The 14067-nt window shown below is 67.4% G+C and carries 16 protein-coding genes; 6 read left to right on the top strand and 10 right to left on the bottom strand.

Annotation, left to right across the window (positions count from 1 at the left end; genetic code table 11):
- Positions 1–241 precede the first annotated feature (241 nt).
- Complete coding sequence (gene rfbB, locus A9310_RS10220) at positions 242–1246, bottom strand: dTDP-glucose 4,6-dehydratase (protein WP_065630505.1); 1005 nt, start codon at positions 1244–1246, stop codon at positions 242–244.
- Positions 1247–1366: 120 nt separating this feature from the next.
- On the opposite strand from rfbB, the gene rfbA reads away from it, so the two are divergent.
- Both rfbA and A9310_RS10210 read left to right on the top strand, forming a co-directional pair.
- Positions 1367–2242, top strand: a complete 876-nt coding sequence (gene rfbA / locus A9310_RS10215; RefSeq protein ID WP_065630504.1) for a glucose-1-phosphate thymidylyltransferase RfbA — start codon at positions 1367–1369, stop codon at positions 2240–2242.
- Positions 2243–2294: 52 nt separating this feature from the next.
- On the top strand, positions 2295–2912 hold the full coding sequence (locus A9310_RS10210; RefSeq protein WP_065630503.1) for a dTDP-4-dehydrorhamnose 3,5-epimerase family protein: 618 nt from the start codon (positions 2295–2297) through the stop codon (positions 2910–2912).
- Positions 2913–2969: 57 nt separating this feature from the next.
- Here the strand turns inward: A9310_RS10210 and A9310_RS10205 are convergent, their stop codons facing one another.
- The 3 genes from A9310_RS10205 to A9310_RS10195 form a co-directional block, all read right to left on the bottom strand.
- Positions 2970–3764, bottom strand: coding sequence for an ABC transporter permease (locus A9310_RS10205; protein WP_065630502.1), 795 nt, complete (start codon positions 3762–3764; stop codon positions 2970–2972).
- 8 nt (positions 3765–3772) lie between these two features.
- On the bottom strand, positions 3773–4714 hold the full coding sequence (locus tag A9310_RS10200; protein ID WP_065630501.1) for an ABC transporter ATP-binding protein: 942 nt from the start codon (positions 4712–4714) through the stop codon (positions 3773–3775).
- Between the two features lie 132 nt (positions 4715–4846).
- On the bottom strand, positions 4847–5389 hold the full coding sequence (locus A9310_RS10195) for an EXLDI protein (protein WP_065630500.1): 543 nt from the start codon (positions 5387–5389) through the stop codon (positions 4847–4849).
- Positions 5390–5515: 126 nt separating this feature from the next.
- On the opposite strand from A9310_RS10195, the gene A9310_RS10190 reads away from it, so the two are divergent.
- Positions 5516–6247 (top strand): hypothetical protein, encoded by a 732-nt coding sequence (locus tag A9310_RS10190; protein ID WP_254661218.1) that lies wholly within the window; start codon positions 5516–5518, stop codon positions 6245–6247.
- Here the strand turns inward: A9310_RS10190 and A9310_RS10185 are convergent.
- Complete coding sequence (locus A9310_RS10185; protein ID WP_065630498.1) at positions 6244–6597, bottom strand: DUF2304 domain-containing protein; 354 nt, start codon at positions 6595–6597, stop codon at positions 6244–6246. The genes A9310_RS10190 and A9310_RS10185 overlap by 4 nt on opposite strands.
- Before the next feature lie 7 nt (positions 6598–6604).
- Positions 6605–7306, bottom strand: a complete 702-nt coding sequence (locus A9310_RS10180) for a glycosyltransferase family 2 protein (RefSeq protein ID WP_065630497.1) — start codon at positions 7304–7306, stop codon at positions 6605–6607.
- A gap of 91 nt (positions 7307–7397) precedes the next feature.
- Between A9310_RS10180 and A9310_RS10175 the strand changes: the two genes are divergently transcribed.
- Complete coding sequence (locus tag A9310_RS10175; protein WP_065630496.1) at positions 7398–8252, top strand: glycosyltransferase family 2 protein; 855 nt, start codon at positions 7398–7400, stop codon at positions 8250–8252.
- Positions 8253–8551: 299 nt separating this feature from the next.
- On the opposite strand, the gene A9310_RS10170 is transcribed toward A9310_RS10175, so the two are convergent.
- The gene (locus tag A9310_RS10170) at positions 8552–9829 is read right to left on the bottom strand and encodes a polysaccharide biosynthesis protein (protein WP_065630495.1); all 1278 of its coding nucleotides are present in this window, start codon (positions 9827–9829) and stop codon (positions 8552–8554) included.
- 8 nt (positions 9830–9837) lie between these two features.
- Positions 9838–11205 carry a M1 family metallopeptidase gene (locus A9310_RS10165; protein WP_065630494.1) on the bottom strand — a complete coding sequence of 456 codons (1368 nt, stop codon included), beginning with the start codon at positions 11203–11205 and terminating at the stop codon, positions 9838–9840.
- Between the two features lie 222 nt (positions 11206–11427).
- On the opposite strand from A9310_RS10165, the gene A9310_RS10155 reads away from it, so the two are divergent.
- Positions 11428–11853 carry a DoxX family protein gene (locus A9310_RS10155; RefSeq protein WP_058251379.1) on the top strand — a complete coding sequence of 142 codons (426 nt, stop codon included), beginning with the start codon at positions 11428–11430 and terminating at the stop codon, positions 11851–11853.
- Between the two features lie 4 nt (positions 11854–11857).
- Here the strand turns inward: A9310_RS10155 and A9310_RS10150 are convergent, their stop codons facing one another.
- A complete protein-coding gene (locus A9310_RS10150; protein ID WP_175401114.1) occupies positions 11858–12439 on the bottom strand; it encodes a hypothetical protein in 582 nt (193 codons plus the stop codon).
- Between the two features lie 129 nt (positions 12440–12568).
- Here A9310_RS10150 and A9310_RS10145 point away from each other — a divergent pair, with 129 nt between their 5' ends.
- A complete protein-coding gene (locus tag A9310_RS10145) occupies positions 12569–13063 on the top strand; it encodes a DUF5709 domain-containing protein (RefSeq protein WP_065630492.1) in 495 nt (164 codons plus the stop codon).
- Here the strand turns inward: A9310_RS10145 and A9310_RS10140 are convergent.
- Positions 13060–13911 (bottom strand): Clp protease N-terminal domain-containing protein, encoded by an 852-nt coding sequence (locus A9310_RS10140; protein WP_083207332.1) that lies wholly within the window; start codon positions 13909–13911, stop codon positions 13060–13062. The genes A9310_RS10145 and A9310_RS10140 overlap by 4 nt on opposite strands.
- Positions 13912–14067 lie beyond the last annotated feature (156 nt).

Genomic DNA, 14067 nt, shown 5'->3' with positions numbered 1-14067 from the left:
ACCAGTGGAGGGGCCGGGTCACCAGCGGAGGGGCTAATTAATTAGCGGAGGGGCCAGGTCAACCAGCGGAGTGGCGGCTCAACCAGGGGAGTGGCGGGTCAACCAGCGGGAGGGCCGGCTCAACCAGCGGGAGGGCCGGCTCAACCAGCGGGGGGCGGGTCAACCAGCGGAGGGGCCGGCTTAACCAGCGGAGGGGGCGGGTCAATTAGTGGAGGGCCGGCTCGATCAGCGGAGGTGCCGGTCAGCCGGTGACGCGTTCGGTGGTGGCGTACTTCTGTTCGACGGCTTCTTTGGCGGGTTGCCACCAGCCGGGGTGGTCGCGGTACCAGTCGATGGTGGCGGCGAGGCCGGCGCGGAAGTCGAGGTAGTTGGGGGTCCAGCCGAGTTCGGTGCGCAGGCGGGTGGAGTCGATGGCGTAGCGGCGGTCGTGGCCGGGGCGGTCGGTGACGAAGTCGAAGGCGTCGGCGGGCTGGTCGAGGAGTTCGAGGATGGTTTCCACCACGGTGCGGTTGTCGACCTCGCCGTCGGCGCCGATGAGGTAGGTCTCGCCGATCTGGCCGCGGTCGATGATGGTCCACACGGCGTCGTTGTGGTCGTCGACGTGGATCCAGTCCCGGACGTTGCGGCCGTCGCCGTAGAGCTTGGGGCGCACCCCGGAGAGCACGTTGGTGATCTGGCGGGGGATGAACTTCTCGATGTGCTGGTACGGGCCGTAGTTGTTGGAGCAGTTGGAGATGGTGGCGGCCACGCCGAAGGAGCGGACCCAGGCGCGCACGAGCAGGTCGCTGCCGGCTTTGGTCGAGGAGTAGGGGCTCGACGGGTTGTAGGCGGTCTGTTCGGTGAAGCGGGCGGGGTCGTCGAGATCGAGGTCGCCGTAGACCTCGTCGGTGCTGATGTGGTGGTAGCGCACCTGGTGGGCGCGGACGGCTTCGAGCAGGGTGTAGGTGCCCACGAGGTTGGTGGAGACGAACGCCGACGGGTCGGCCAGGGAGTTGTCGTTGTGGGATTCGGCGGCGAAGTGCACGACGAGGTCTGCGTCGGCGACGAGTCGGCCGACCAGGGCGGCGTCGGTGATGTCGCCCTCGACGAGTTCGACGCGATCGGCGACCGGGGCGAGGGTGTCGGGGTTGGCGGCGTAGGTCAGTTTGTCCAGGACCCGGATCGAGACGTCGGGGCGGGTGGCCAGTGTGCGCAGCACGAAGTTGGCGCCGATGAACCCGGCACCCCCGGTCACGAGAACACGCACGCGCGGCGCCTTTCGTCGAGGTCGATGGTCGCAGTCACTCTACCGAGGAGCCGACCTGCTCGCCTCGGGTGAGCGCAGCGGTGCGACTCGCGTGCCGTCGCGGGCATTACCCTGATCGCCATGAAAGGGATCATCCTGGCCGGCGGTACGGGCACGCGGCTGCACCCCATCACGCAGGGGGTGAGCAAGCAACTCGTCCCGGTCTACGACAAGCCGATGATCTATTACCCGCTCTCGACGCTCATGCTGGCCGGGATCCGCGACATCCTGATCATCACCACCCCGCACGACGCCCCGGCCTTCGAGAACCTGCTCGGCAACGGCGACCAGTTCGGCATCGACCTCACCTACAAGACCCAGCCATCCCCGGACGGACTCGCGCAGGCCTTTGTCCTCGGCGCCGACCACATCGGTACAGACTCGGTGGCTCTCGTCCTCGGCGACAACATCTTCTACGGCCCCGGACTCGGCAGCCGGTTGCAGGGTTTCGAGAACGTCGACGGCGGTGCGGTGTTCGCCTACTGGGTCGCCAACCCGGAGGCCTACGGCGTGGTCGACTTCGATGCCGACGGCACCGCTATCTCGCTGGAAGAGAAACCGGCACAACCGAAGTCGAACTTCGCGGTGCCCGGTCTGTACTTCTACGACAACGATGTCGTCGACATCGCCCGCAATCTGCGCCCCAGCTCCCGCGGCGAGTACGAGATCACCGACGTCAACGCCCACTACCTCGACCGCGGCAAACTGTCGGTCACCGTCCTGCCGCGCGGCACGGCGTGGCTCGACACCGGCACGTTCGACAGCCTCCTCGACGCCGGCAACTTCGTCCGCACCGTCGAACAACGCCAGGGGCTCAAAATCGCTGTCCCAGAAGAGATCGCGTGGCGGCAAGGCTATCTCTCCGACGAGGAGTTGCGGGCTCGTGCCGACAAACTCCGCAAGTCGGGTTACGGTGACTACCTGCTCGAACTGTTGCAGCGGGGCAAGGGTTTCTAAGCGCCGCCCCCGAGGCGCATATCCGACGACCGACTCTGGGAAAGGTGTCCGCATGAAGGTCCGCCCGCTCGCCATCGACGGAGCGTGGGAGTTCACCCCGGTCCAACACGGCGATGCCCGTGGGTTGTTCGCCGAGGCGTTCAAGGCCGACGTGATCGCCGAGACCATCGGCCACCGCTTCGACCTCGCGCAGGTGAACCTCTCGGTGTCCGCGGCCGGCGTGCTGCGCGGCGTGCACTTCGCCGACGTCCCGCCCGGACAGGCGAAATACGTCACCTGCCCCACCGGCGCGATTCTCGACGTCATCGTCGACATCCGCGTCGGCTCACCCACTTTCTGTACCTACGACACCGTCTTGCTCGACGACGTGGATCGTCGTGCGGTCTACCTGTCCGAGGGTCTCGGCCACGCATTCTGCGCGCTCGCCGACAACTCGACCGTGACCTACCTCTGCTCCACCGGATACAACCCGACGGGTGAACACGGCATCAACCCGCTCGATCCGGAACTGGGTATCGAATGGCCGACGCACGCCCGGAACGGTTCACCGCTGGAGTTCGAACTCTCGCCGAAGGACACCGCGGCACCGGGGCTCACCGAGGCGCGTGAGTCGGGTCTGCTGCCGAACCACGACGAGGTGGCCGACTTCCTGGGTTCGCTGCGGGATTGAGGCGCGAACGCCGAAACGTGCACGGCGCGAGCCGTACACGTCGCGGGGCGGGGAGCGTCAGCCGGTAGTGGATCGCCGAAACGCGGTGACCGCCCAGAAGTAGCCGACCACCAGGAACACCACGCACCATCCCAGCGCCCACGGCCAGCGATCACTGATGTCGAGACCCATGAGGAGTCCGCGCAGCGTGTCGGCGATGGGACTGAACGGCTGGTACTCGGCGAACTGGCGGACACCGTTGGGCATGCTGTCGGTCGGGACCAGCCCACTGCCCAGATAGGGCAGGAACAGCAGCGGCAGCGGCATGTTGCTCGCACTCTCCGGATTCGGCGCGACGACGCCCATGGCAACCGCGATCCACACGAGGCCGGCGGTCAGTAGCAGGAGCAATCCGCCGGCCGCGAACCAGTCGAGAAGGCTTGCGTCGGCACGGAAGCCCATCGCGAACGCGACCGCGAGCAGGAAGCAGACCGCGACCACACCTTGGATGAGGGCGCCGACGAAGTGTCCGGCCAGGATCGCTGTCGGCGGAGTGGCCAGTGATCGCAACCGATTGATGATGCCCTCGGTGACGTCCTGATTGACCGAGACCGCAACCGCCACCGTCAGGAACGACGGCACGAAGAGCAGTAGGCCGGGGAGAAGATAGTTGATGTACTTGCCTTCTAGCGGTCCGTCCGCGGCGAAAGCGCTCTCGATGGCACCGCCGAAGAAATAGGTCATCATCAGCAGGATCACGACCGGCATCGCAATCGTGGAGAACATCATGGTGGGGTATCGCCGTAGCCGGATCAGGTTGCGGCGCACCATCACCGCGGAGTCGGACAGGGTGTGGTCGAGCGTGGTGGTCATGACTTCTCCTAGTTGGCGGTGGTAGCGGCGGTGCGGCCGGTGATGGTGAGGAAGACGTCGTCGAGATCCGGTGTGTGGACCGAGATCCCGGCAGCGTCGATCCGGGCGTCGTCGAGGGTGGCGAGCACGCCGCGGACAGCGCCGATCCCGGCGCCACCGGGGACGGCGAGGGTGTTCTCGCCCGGGGTGTCGACCGCCGAGGGGAACTGCGACCGCGCCCGTTCGAGGTCGTCGGCGTTCGTGAAGTCGATCCGGATGTATCCGCCCGGCACGAGACGCTTCAGTTCGGCCGCCGTCCCCTCGGCCACGATGCGGCCGCAGTCGAGCACAGCGATCCGGTCCGCGAGGTGATCCGCTTCCTCGAGGTACTGCGTGGTGAGGAAGATGGTGGTGCCGCCGGCGACGAGACCGCGGACGGTGTCCCAGACCGCGCGGCGGGACCGTGGATCGAGTCCGGTCGTCGGCTCGTCGAGAAAGATGATCGACGGTTCGCCCACCAACGTCATGGCCAGGTCGAGGCGCCTGGTCATACCGCCGGAGTATTCGGCGACCCGACGGTCCGCGGCGTCGGTGAGGTCGAAGTCGCGCAGCAACCGGTCGACCCGTTCGCGGGTCGCCGCTTTCGAGAGATGTCGCAGGCGGGCGACCATGGTGAGGTTCTCCCGCCCGGTCAGCAACGTGTCGACGGCGGCGAACTGCCCGGTCAGGCCGATCTGCGCGCAGATCTCGGCGCGGTCGGTCCGCGGATCGAGTCCGGCGACCTCCACCTCACCAGCGTCCTGTTGCGACAACGTGGACAGAATCCTCACGGTGGTCGTCTTCCCGGAGCCGTTGGGTCCGAGCAGGGCGAACACCGTGCCCGCCGGTACGTCGAGATCGATACCGTCGAGGACGGTGTGGTCGCCGAAGGACTTCGTGAGTCCGGTGGCGCGGATGGCGGTTGTTGTCATGATCGTGCTCCCAGTGGTTGATGGATCAATAAATAAACTCATGCGCATATATGCATATGTGGGTAGACGACCGTCCCTGATGGACGTCGCCGGGAAGTACTCGGTGGTTCTAGCGGTGCGGTCGGGTGGGGTTCACACGTCCAGGTCTTCGACCTCGGGTCGGAGGGCGGCGGCGGTACGTGCGTAGAAGCGTTCGGGGACAAGCGGTTTGAGCTGGTCGGGAGAGTCGACGATGTCGACGCGGTAGTCACCCCAGTCGGGTAGGTCGGCGGTGAACAGGCTGCGGACACTGGGAACGCCGGTCAGATCTTTCAGCCAGTTACCGGTCTTCTGGCGATGTGTCACCCCGTAGTTCGCCCAGTCGACGTGGTGGACCGCGAGGACGATCTTTCCGGTCCGCCCTTCGTAGGCGGTCAATTTGGTTGCATTGCCGGTGGTTTCGTCGTACTCGGTCTCCTCGGCGAGGACTCTGCCGAAGAACCGTTTACGACGCACTCCGTCGGGACCGTCGCGCAGGACGACCTCGTCGTAGCCGGCGTCGCGGTAGTCGGCCGCCCGCACGTACGCACGCAGTGCCTCGACGACTGCGCCGGAGAGATTGCCTCCCGACACCTGTTGGGCGCGTTCGAGGACTTTGAGGTCCTCGTCGGAGACGTAGATGGTCTTGTTGGGCATGCGATAACTATATGTAGATGTATACGTAGACGCAAGGGGTTGGCGAAACTGCGTCCGGGAGGGCAGTCCGCGAGGGTGACGGCTCCGAATCGTTCAGTAAGCTGAGCGATGGGAGGTGGCGAGCTAATGCTCACTGGAGTGATCGGAAACTCGGCGATCATGGCCGCGATAGGGCTGGGGATGATCGCGTTGACGGCGTGTGCGTTCCGCCTGAGGCGGTCGGGCGGGGCCGTCACCTGGTTGGTGGTCCTGCTCGGCGTGGCACTGACATTCGACAACGTGGCAGTTGCCGTAGGCCGGATGGTCGGCTTCGGTGACCTCCTGTACGCGATCAACCTGCCGCGCTTCTGGATTCACGGGCTGATGACTCCGCTGATCGTTGTCGCCGCGGCCGTGCTCGCCTGGCGTCTGGGGGTGCGGTGGAGTCGCCCGGTGGTCGTGGTCGGGGCCGTTCTCGTCGCCGCATTGGTGGTCGTCGGGATCGTCGAGTGCTTCGTGGCGCTGGAGCTGACGCCGGCGACCGACGGTGATGCGCTGCGGTACGCCAACGCCGCCGCTGCCGGCCCGCCGGTCCCCGCACTGGGCACCGTGCTGATCCTCGTCGCGATCGGGATGACCGCGTGGCGTCAGGTGCGGTCGCTCTGGCTGTTGCTCGGCTCGGTGACGATGCTGGTCACCGCGGCCGCGGGCATGTCGGTTCTCTGGCTAGGCAACTTCGGTGAGCTGGTGTTGTACGCCTCCATCGTCGCCACCATGTTCCAGGTGGCCGCGGCCGAAAGCCGTTCCGCCGCCGATGGTACGAACAATCGGCTGGAGTCGGCGAGGGCCGCGGCGCAGTCGATGACGGTCCGGAGCTAGTCGCCCGTTCCGGAATGGTTCTCGCGCTCCGCGTCCTGCAGCGCGATCGCGCGGGCCAGCCGCGCGTACTTGACCTCCAGGTCGCGGAACCGCAGATACGTCGACACCGTCGTGAACGCGAACGCGATGACCAGAAGGAACAGGACCAGGTCGAGGCCGCGTTGGATGCCGATCTTGTTGGCCACCCATGTGACGTCGTCCTGCCGCAGCATCGCGTAGAGGCCGAAGCCGATGAACGCGACGAACAGCAGCTTCACGCCTGCCGACGCGCGGGCCGTGCCCCGGTTCACCACGAAGAACCCGACGAGCGCGACCAGACCCAGGATCGCGAAGATCTGGAACCAGATCATCGTGGCATCACTTCCTCATCCGGGTGTGGAACAGGCCATCGGCGACGATGTTGACCCCGTTGATCAGCGACTGTCCCTTCGCCCGCGAGTAGTCGGTATAGAGGATCGTCACCGGTTGTTCGGCCACCCGCCACCGGTGGTGATCGATGAGCGCGATGAACTCCGACGCGTGGCTCATCCCGCTCATGAGCAGGTCGAGCTGATCGGCCACGGTCTTGTTGAACGCCCGAAGTCCGTTGTGCGCGTCGGACAGTCCGAGGCGACGGGTGCGCGGGCTCAGGAACACGATGGTACGCAACGCCATCCGGCGCAGGATCGGAACCGATTCGCTGCGACCGTCGGCGAAGCGGGTCCCGACGATGATGTCGACCGGCTCGCGTCGTAAGCGCTCGATCATGGCCGACACGTCGTCGACCCGGTGCTGTCCGTCGGCGTCGAAGGTCACGAAGAACCGTGCCCCCGGCCGGCGACGCGCGTACTCTACGCCGGTCTGGATCGCGGCGCCCTGACCGAGGTTCACCGGGTGCCGAACCAGATGCACCCCGGCGGCCCGGATCTCCTCGGCCGAGTTGTCCGAGCTGCCGTCGTCGACGCAGACGATGTTGGGAAACGTCTCGCGGGCCTTGGCCGCCACCTCGCGGATCACCTGGCCCTCGTTGAAAACGGGTACCACCAGCCACACGTCGGCGTTGGTACTGGGGTCGGCCATGGTCAACAACCCTAACCCGCTTCCGCGCGGGGTCTGCCGCCCGGCACGCCTCGGGGGCCGCGTGGTGATCGGACCTGGTTAGTCTTGTGCGGTGACGATCGACGTGATGATGCCGTTCTACGGCGACGTCGCCCAGTTCCGGCAAGCCGTCACCAGTGTGCTCGACCAAGACGACCCGGACCTCCGGCTCGTCGTCGTCGACGACTGCTACCCGGATCCGACGCCGCGGCACTGGCTGGAGTCGCTCGGTGACGCCCGGGTCCGGTACCTCCGCAACGAGACCAACCTCGGAGTGAACGGGAACTTCCGGCGCTGCGTCGAGCTGGTCACCGCCGACTGGTTCGTGGTCATGGGGTGCGACGACGTGATGCACCGTGCCTACCTCGCCACCGTCCGTACGATGGCCCGCCACCATCCCGACGCCGCGGTCATCGCGCCCGGCGTCGACGTCATCGACGAGAACGGACAACCGGTCACGCCGCTCGGTGACCGGATCAAGTCGGTTCTCGCGCCGCCGCGGGCGACCGTGCTGTCCGGGGAACAGCTGGCCACCTCGCTGTACCACGGCAACTGGACCTACTTTCCGTCCCTGTTGTGGCGGACCGCCGCCGTGCGCGAGGTCGGGTTCCGGCCCGGACTCGAGATCGTCCTCGATCTCGCACTCCTCGTCGATTTGGCGAGCGCCGGCGGGTCACTGGTCTACGACCCCGAGGTGGTCTTCGCCTACCGCAGGCACCGCGCCTCGGTGAGTTCCGTGCAGGCCGTCGACGGTCGGCGGTTCGCCGAGGAGAACCGATTCTTCGCCGACGAAGCGCAGCGTTGCGAGGCGCACGGCTGGCCGAAGGCGGCACGCGCCGCCAGGTGGCACGCGACGTCGAGGCTGAACCACCTCTCGGCTCGCGTCGGGGCGGGCCTCGGCCGGCTGCGGGGTTCGTCCGCCGACTAGCCGCGAATGCGCCCGGAGCGAGTGCCTCAGTTCGCTCCCTAATCCGAATGAAGCCCATAACCCCTGCTCCCTGAGGTGTGAGGAGCGCAAGCGACGAGCCTCGAAGGGCCTGGTGAGACGTGTTGCCAAACCCTTCGTGGCTCGTCGCTAACGCTCCTCGCACCTCAGGGAGCAGGGGTCTACAGCCTCGCACCTCAGTGTTGCGGCTAGGGCCGGCGAAAAACCTTGCTCCCTAAGGAGCGAGCTTGCGAGCCGACCCCATGCTCCCTGAGGAGCGAGCTTGCGAGCGTCACGAAGGGTCAGGCCCGCAGCACCCCGACGAGATGTACGCCGAGGCCGACCAGCGGTCCCACGACGAGGGCGACGCAGGTCCGGGTCGCGACGTCGAGCGGCAGCAACAACATCGCGATCGCGACCAGGGTCGACACCCACCATCCGGCCGCGTACCAGCGGTGGGCGCCCGCGGCGATCGCSGCGGCGCCGGTCACCGTCAGCAGCGCCAGGCACGTCGCGCCGAGCGTCAGCATCGCCACGACCACACCGTCGAGATCGAAGTCGGCGCCGAACACCGATCGCAGCAACCACGGGCCCACCAGCCACGCGGCCGTCACCCCGACGCCACCGACCGCGGCGATGATCCCGAGGGGAGCACCCAGCGCGGCGAGGCGGTGGTCCCGGCGGTCGACGAACCTCGAGATCAGCACACCCTGAAAGCTGTTGAGCGGCACCAGTAGTGGTGCGCGGGTCAGGGTGACGGCGAGGATCAGCGCGCCGATAGTCCGGACGTCGTCGGCGTCGGGGCCGCCACGCAGGTCGGTGGTCAGGTTGATGAGAACGGGAAAACCCATGACGAGGACGGCGCTCGCGGCGGCGGCGGCCATCGCGGTCAGGGTGTTGCCCGTCAGACGTCGGGGCGCGACGTCGCCGGCGACGCCGATGGCACGGCGGGCCGAGGCCGACACCACGAGCAGCAGGCACCACGACACCGACCCGACGACGGTGACGACCAGGAACGCGGTGACGCCCCAGCCGGCCGCGACCGCGACACCGGCACCAGCGAGCCGGATCAGCGCGTCGACCGACAGCAGCACCGCGAACGACGACCAGTCCAGCCGCCCCGACAACGCTCCGCACAGGTGCGCGTACACCGCGAAGCTCGCCACGCCGACGGCGAGCAGCAGCACCGACAGGCCGCGATCCGCGGTGAACACCCGTGAGCTCCACAACGGTGACGTCGCGACGACCAGAACGGCCAGGCCGAGCCCGATGCCCGCATTGACCAGCAACGGGCGCGACCGGGCGAGCCCCTCCGATGCGGCGGTCCGGACCGCCCGCGTCGTCTCCTGCAGTTGCCCGTTCTGCGCCCCGGTCACCAGGCCGTAGGCAGCCCAGAACACGGCGAACACGCCGTAACCGACGGCCCCGAGATGCCTGGCCGCCAAGAGCAGGACGACATACCCCGACGCGGCCGCGACGATCGTCGCCATCGTGACTCGGCCCAGTGACCGTGCGTCGGTGTCGCCTGGCGGACTGGCCGAACCGGCGTCCGGACCCGGCGTCGTCGGATCGGTCGTCATCGAACGGTTCAGGAAGGACCCGGGAACGGCGGCAGCTCGGGCGTGAACAGCCAGTCGTCCCAGAGATCCTTGAGCGGTTTCGACGAGTGGGTGGCGGCGAGCGCCATGAAGTCCTCGGTGGTCACCGAGCCGTACCGATACTTGTCGGTCCACCGCTGCAGCAGCGCGAAGAAGTCGCCGTCACCGATGGTCAGCCGCAGGGCGTGCAGGGTGAGTGCGCCGCGTTTGTAGATCCAGTCGTCGAACATCTTGCGCGGACCGGGATCGGCGAGTGGCACACGCACCGGCGACGATTCGAGTTTCGCGTAGTAGTGACGCGCCCATTCGTCGGCGCTGCGGCCGCCCGAGTGCTGACTCCACAGCCATTCGGCGTAACAGGCGAAACCCTCGTGGAGCCAGATGTCGCGCCAGCGGGCCGCGGTCACCGAGTTGCCGAACCACTGATGCGCGAGCTCGTGGGCGATCAACCGCTCCGCGTGCCGGCTACCGTCGCAGTGATTGGCCCCGAAGGTGGAGAAACTCTGTGCCTCGATGGGGATCTCGAGTTCGTCGTCGGTGACCACGACGGTGTACTGCGGGAACGGATACGGCCCGAACATCTCGACGAACGCCGCCATCATCTCGGTCTGCTGACCGAAATCGACCCCGAAGTTCTCCTCGAGTCGCGAGGGGACGAGGCCCGAGACCGGAATCGGTTTGGACGCCAACGAGATCTGCTTGTACTGACCGATCTGGATCGACGCCAGGTAGGTGGGCATCGGTTCCACCTGCTCGTAGACCCAGGTGGTCTGCGCGGCGCGGACCCGCTTGGACTCCAGGACGCCGTTGGCGAGCGCGTGATACGGGCTGTCGGTGGTGATCGAGATCCGATACGGCGCCTTGGCGCTCGGGTGGTCGTCACAGGGGAACCACGACGCCGCCCCGTTGGGCTGGTTCGCGCAGAGCGAGCCGTCGGTCAGTTCCTCCCAACCGACCTCACCCCACGGGCCGCGGATCGGATGCGGACTGCCGTGGTACCGGACGGTGACGGTCATCGCCCCGCCCGGGGGGAGTGGAGTGTCGGGGGTGATGGTCAGCTTGTGCCGACGATGCGAGTAGCGGGCGCGCTTGTCGTTGACCGACACCCGTTGCACCGACAGCGAGCTCGCCAGGTCGAGGGTGAAACGCTTGAGCTCGGCGTACGACGTCGCGGTCAGGATCGCGGTGCCCTCGAGGCGGTTGCTCGACACCTTGTACTCGAGTTCCAGATCGTATCGAGAGATCCGGTAGCCCAGATTGCCGTTGTCGGGCAGATATGTGTCGAGGACGTCGGCGGGTGCCCCCAGCACGGGTTGCCCGGAGTTGCCACGTGAACCCAGCCCAGACTTTCCCGGCACTCTCGACTCCTACTCCGTTCTGCCCCGGCGGGCTGACGTGCGGCGGCGCGCCTCGACGAGTCGCGTCGGCGACGCGCTGCGACCGGTCACGAAGCGGTTGCGGTTCGGTGGTGACGTCTCGATTCGGCTGTTCACCCGCGACGGGGCGATGCTGTCCCGGACACTGAGAGAGTACCTGGCGGCGGCACAGCCGGCCCGCCCGATCGATTCGAGGAGTGCGGAATGAGCGGATTCGGTAGTGTGGCGCAGTTTCTCGCGCGCCTGATACTCGGCATCATCTTCATCGCCCACGGGTGGCAGAAGCTGGTCACCCAGGGTATGGACGCCACCAAGGCGGCATTCGGCCCGGCCGGCATGGACATCCCCTACCCAGAGCTCGCCGCGTACTACGCGACATGGGTCGAGCTGATCGGCGGCATCCTGCTGATCCTCGGACTGCTGCTGCCGATCGTCGCGACCCTGCTGATCGCCGACATGATCGGCGCGATCGTGTTCGTGCACTGGGACGCCGGGTTCTGGAACATGGACGGCGGTTACGAGTGGCCGCTCGCGCTGATCGCGGGCCTGCTGGCCGTCGGCTACACGTCGGCCGGCCGGATGGGCGCCGACAGCTACATCATGCGACGGCGACGCCGAGACGTCGTCTGACGGCTCACACCAGAGCCAGACCGTCGATGGTGGCCGCGCTCGCCGGAGCGCCGCCACCATCGGCCAACCTATCGACCAGGCGCGTGAGCAGTTCTCGCTCCTCGTCGGCGTGACGGAGTCCGACACCGTCGATGAGCCCCGGCGAGATCAGCGCGAGGGGATCGGTGTCGTGCCGATGGACCACCGCCGCGCCGAGCAGACGTTGCGCCTGGGCGGGATCGGACTTCCAGAGCGCGTCGGCGGTCAGCAGGTACAACCGGACGGCCGGCGGATAGTCGTGCAGGTGCACGAGCGCCCAAGCCCAGTGCTTCGCGACGTCGACCGTGTCGGCTTCGGCGCGCCCGTGCGTGCGCACGTACTTGCCGTGCAGTTCACGACACAGGTGGCTGGCGTCGGACCACAGCATGAGATGGGACATGCAGCGGACGCAGTCGTGCAGATTGGACAGGTACATCACCGAATACGGTCCCTCGCGGCGCGATCTGATCTCGCGGAGCACGGAGAACTCGGCCAGCGCGTGGTCGTATTCACCGGCCGAGAGCAGCGCCCGGGCCTCGGCCTGCATTTCCTCGATCACCCTCGACATTGTCGCCGATCCGGCACGACGGCACCGGCGATTCGGCCGAACCGGGTGAGCGCGACCGACAGCGGTCGGCCACGTCGCGCCGTCGGGTCGTCCTGGCGGGACTCCCGGCGGGCTGGCATCGTGGCAAGGATGAAGGACGACATCGGTAGCACCCCGGAGGGTTCGGACGGCGAGTACAGCCTGGACGAGGACGACCAACTGCAGCCGGAGGACACTCTGGACGACCGCGGCGTCGACGACGTCCTCGACGAGGGGTACTCACCGCCCGACTATGTCCCCAAGGGTGCCGTCCACGGGCTGACCTCCCGGGAACAGGCCGAGGGCGAGACGCTCGACGAGCGGCTGGCCGAGGAGGAGCCCGACGTCGGAGCGGTCGATCCGCTCGACGAGATCACTGCCGAGGAACGTGCGCGGACCGATTGGCGCGCACACGATTCCGACCGTGACGAGGAGTTCGAGGAAGACGACGAGGTCGGCGACCGCCGCGCCGGACGTCTCATCGCCCCGGATGCCGGATCTGGTATCGACACCGAGTCGGACGCCGTCGCCGAGGACGCCGGGATCGACGGCGCCGGGGCCTCCGCGGAAGAGGCTGCGGTGCACTACATCTCCGATTCGGACTAGTCGGTCTGACCCGGCCCGCTCGCTTCGCTCCCGGCGCCGGTTTGATTCGGCCCGCTCGCTTCGCTCCCGGCGCCGGTTTGATTCGGCCCGCTCGCTTCGCTCCCGGCGCCGGGCTGCTCCAATACCTGCGCCAGCGTCGCGACGATGGTCGAGCGGACGGCATCGGCCGTGAGGCCCAGCCCGCTCATCGCCTCGGCAAGCGTGCCATCGGCGAAGAAGCCGAGCAGGAGATGCTCCGTGCCGATGTAGTTGTGCCCGAGATCGAGGGCGGCGCCGACAGTCGACTCCAAGACCGACTTCGACGCGTCGTCGTAGGGCACCACGCTCGTTGCTTCGTCGTCGGCGATGTCCCGCGGTGCCGGGAGCAGCGGCGCGATGGCCGCACGCCAGGCGTCGGCGTCGACGCCGGAGTCCCGCAGCACATGGAACACGAGGGACTTCGGTTCGGCCGTGAGGGCCTGCGCGATGTGGGCCGGGGTCACGTGCTCGGCACGGCCCGCGGCCGCTGCCGCGTTCGCGGCCATCAGTACGTTCGCGGCCCGGGGCGTGAAACGCGAGAACGGGTTGTCCGCGCCGGGTGCATCGTTCTCGCCCGCGGACGACACGCGGTCGACGAACCGCTTTTGAGCGGCCTGTTTGCTCACGCCCATGCTGGTGCCGATCGCGGTCCACGATGCTCCCGAGCGGCGGGCCTGGTCGACGAAGTGACCGATCAGGCTGTCGGCGATGTCGCCCAGGTGCTGCGCGGCGACCACCGCGTCGGAGAGTTGGTCCAGCGGGTCGTCGTGGACCTTGCGGATGGCATGGATCAGGTCGTCGAGACGGATGGTGACTGAATTCTGGGGCATGCGTCAACCGTAGGTTGACGAGTCGATCGCGTCAACCCCGAGTTGACGACGACACGTCGAGGCCGATAAGAGCCTGTGCGTTGACAGGAACGGCAAGCGTCATGACGATGGATGCGGAGATCGGCGAAGTCGTCGCCGGCCGCTCCAGGCTTTGCC

The sequence above is a fragment of the Gordonia sp. UCD-TK1 genome, from assembly GCF_001691435.1.
Taxonomy (GTDB): Bacteria; Actinomycetota; Actinomycetes; order Mycobacteriales; family Mycobacteriaceae; genus Gordonia; species Gordonia hongkongensis.
The sequence above is the reverse complement of the archived record's forward strand: the minus strand, read 5'-3'. Positions and strand labels throughout refer to the sequence as shown.

Coding starts and splice junctions, on each gene's coding strand:
- rfbA (WP_065630504.1), top strand. CDS start 1,367: ATGAAAGGGATCATCCTGGCCGGCGGTACGGGCACGCGGCTGCACCCC.
- A9310_RS10180 (WP_065630497.1), bottom strand. CDS start 7,306: ATGGCCGACCCCAGTACCAACGCCGACGTGTGGCTGGTGGTACCCGTT.
- A9310_RS10190 (WP_254661218.1), top strand. CDS start 5,516: ATGCTCACTGGAGTGATCGGAAACTCGGCGATCATGGCCGCGATAGGG.
- A9310_RS10195 (WP_065630500.1), bottom strand. CDS start 5,389: ATGCCCAACAAGACCATCTACGTCTCCGACGAGGACCTCAAAGTCCTC.
- A9310_RS10140 (WP_083207332.1), bottom strand. CDS start 13,911: ATGCCCCAGAATTCAGTCACCATCCGTCTCGACGACCTGATCCATGCC.
- A9310_RS10210 (WP_065630503.1), top strand. CDS start 2,295: ATGAAGGTCCGCCCGCTCGCCATCGACGGAGCGTGGGAGTTCACCCCG.
- A9310_RS10145 (WP_065630492.1), top strand. CDS start 12,569: ATGAAGGACGACATCGGTAGCACCCCGGAGGGTTCGGACGGCGAGTAC.
- A9310_RS10200 (WP_065630501.1), bottom strand. CDS start 4,714: ATGACAACAACCGCCATCCGCGCCACCGGACTCACGAAGTCCTTCGGC.
- A9310_RS10150 (WP_175401114.1), bottom strand. CDS start 12,439: ATGTCGAGGGTGATCGAGGAAATGCAGGCCGAGGCCCGGGCGCTGCTC.
- A9310_RS10155 (WP_058251379.1), top strand. CDS start 11,428: ATGAGCGGATTCGGTAGTGTGGCGCAGTTTCTCGCGCGCCTGATACTC.
- A9310_RS10185 (WP_065630498.1), bottom strand. CDS start 6,597: ATGATCTGGTTCCAGATCTTCGCGATCCTGGGTCTGGTCGCGCTCGTC.
- A9310_RS10205 (WP_065630502.1), bottom strand. CDS start 3,764: ATGACCACCACGCTCGACCACACCCTGTCCGACTCCGCGGTGATGGTG.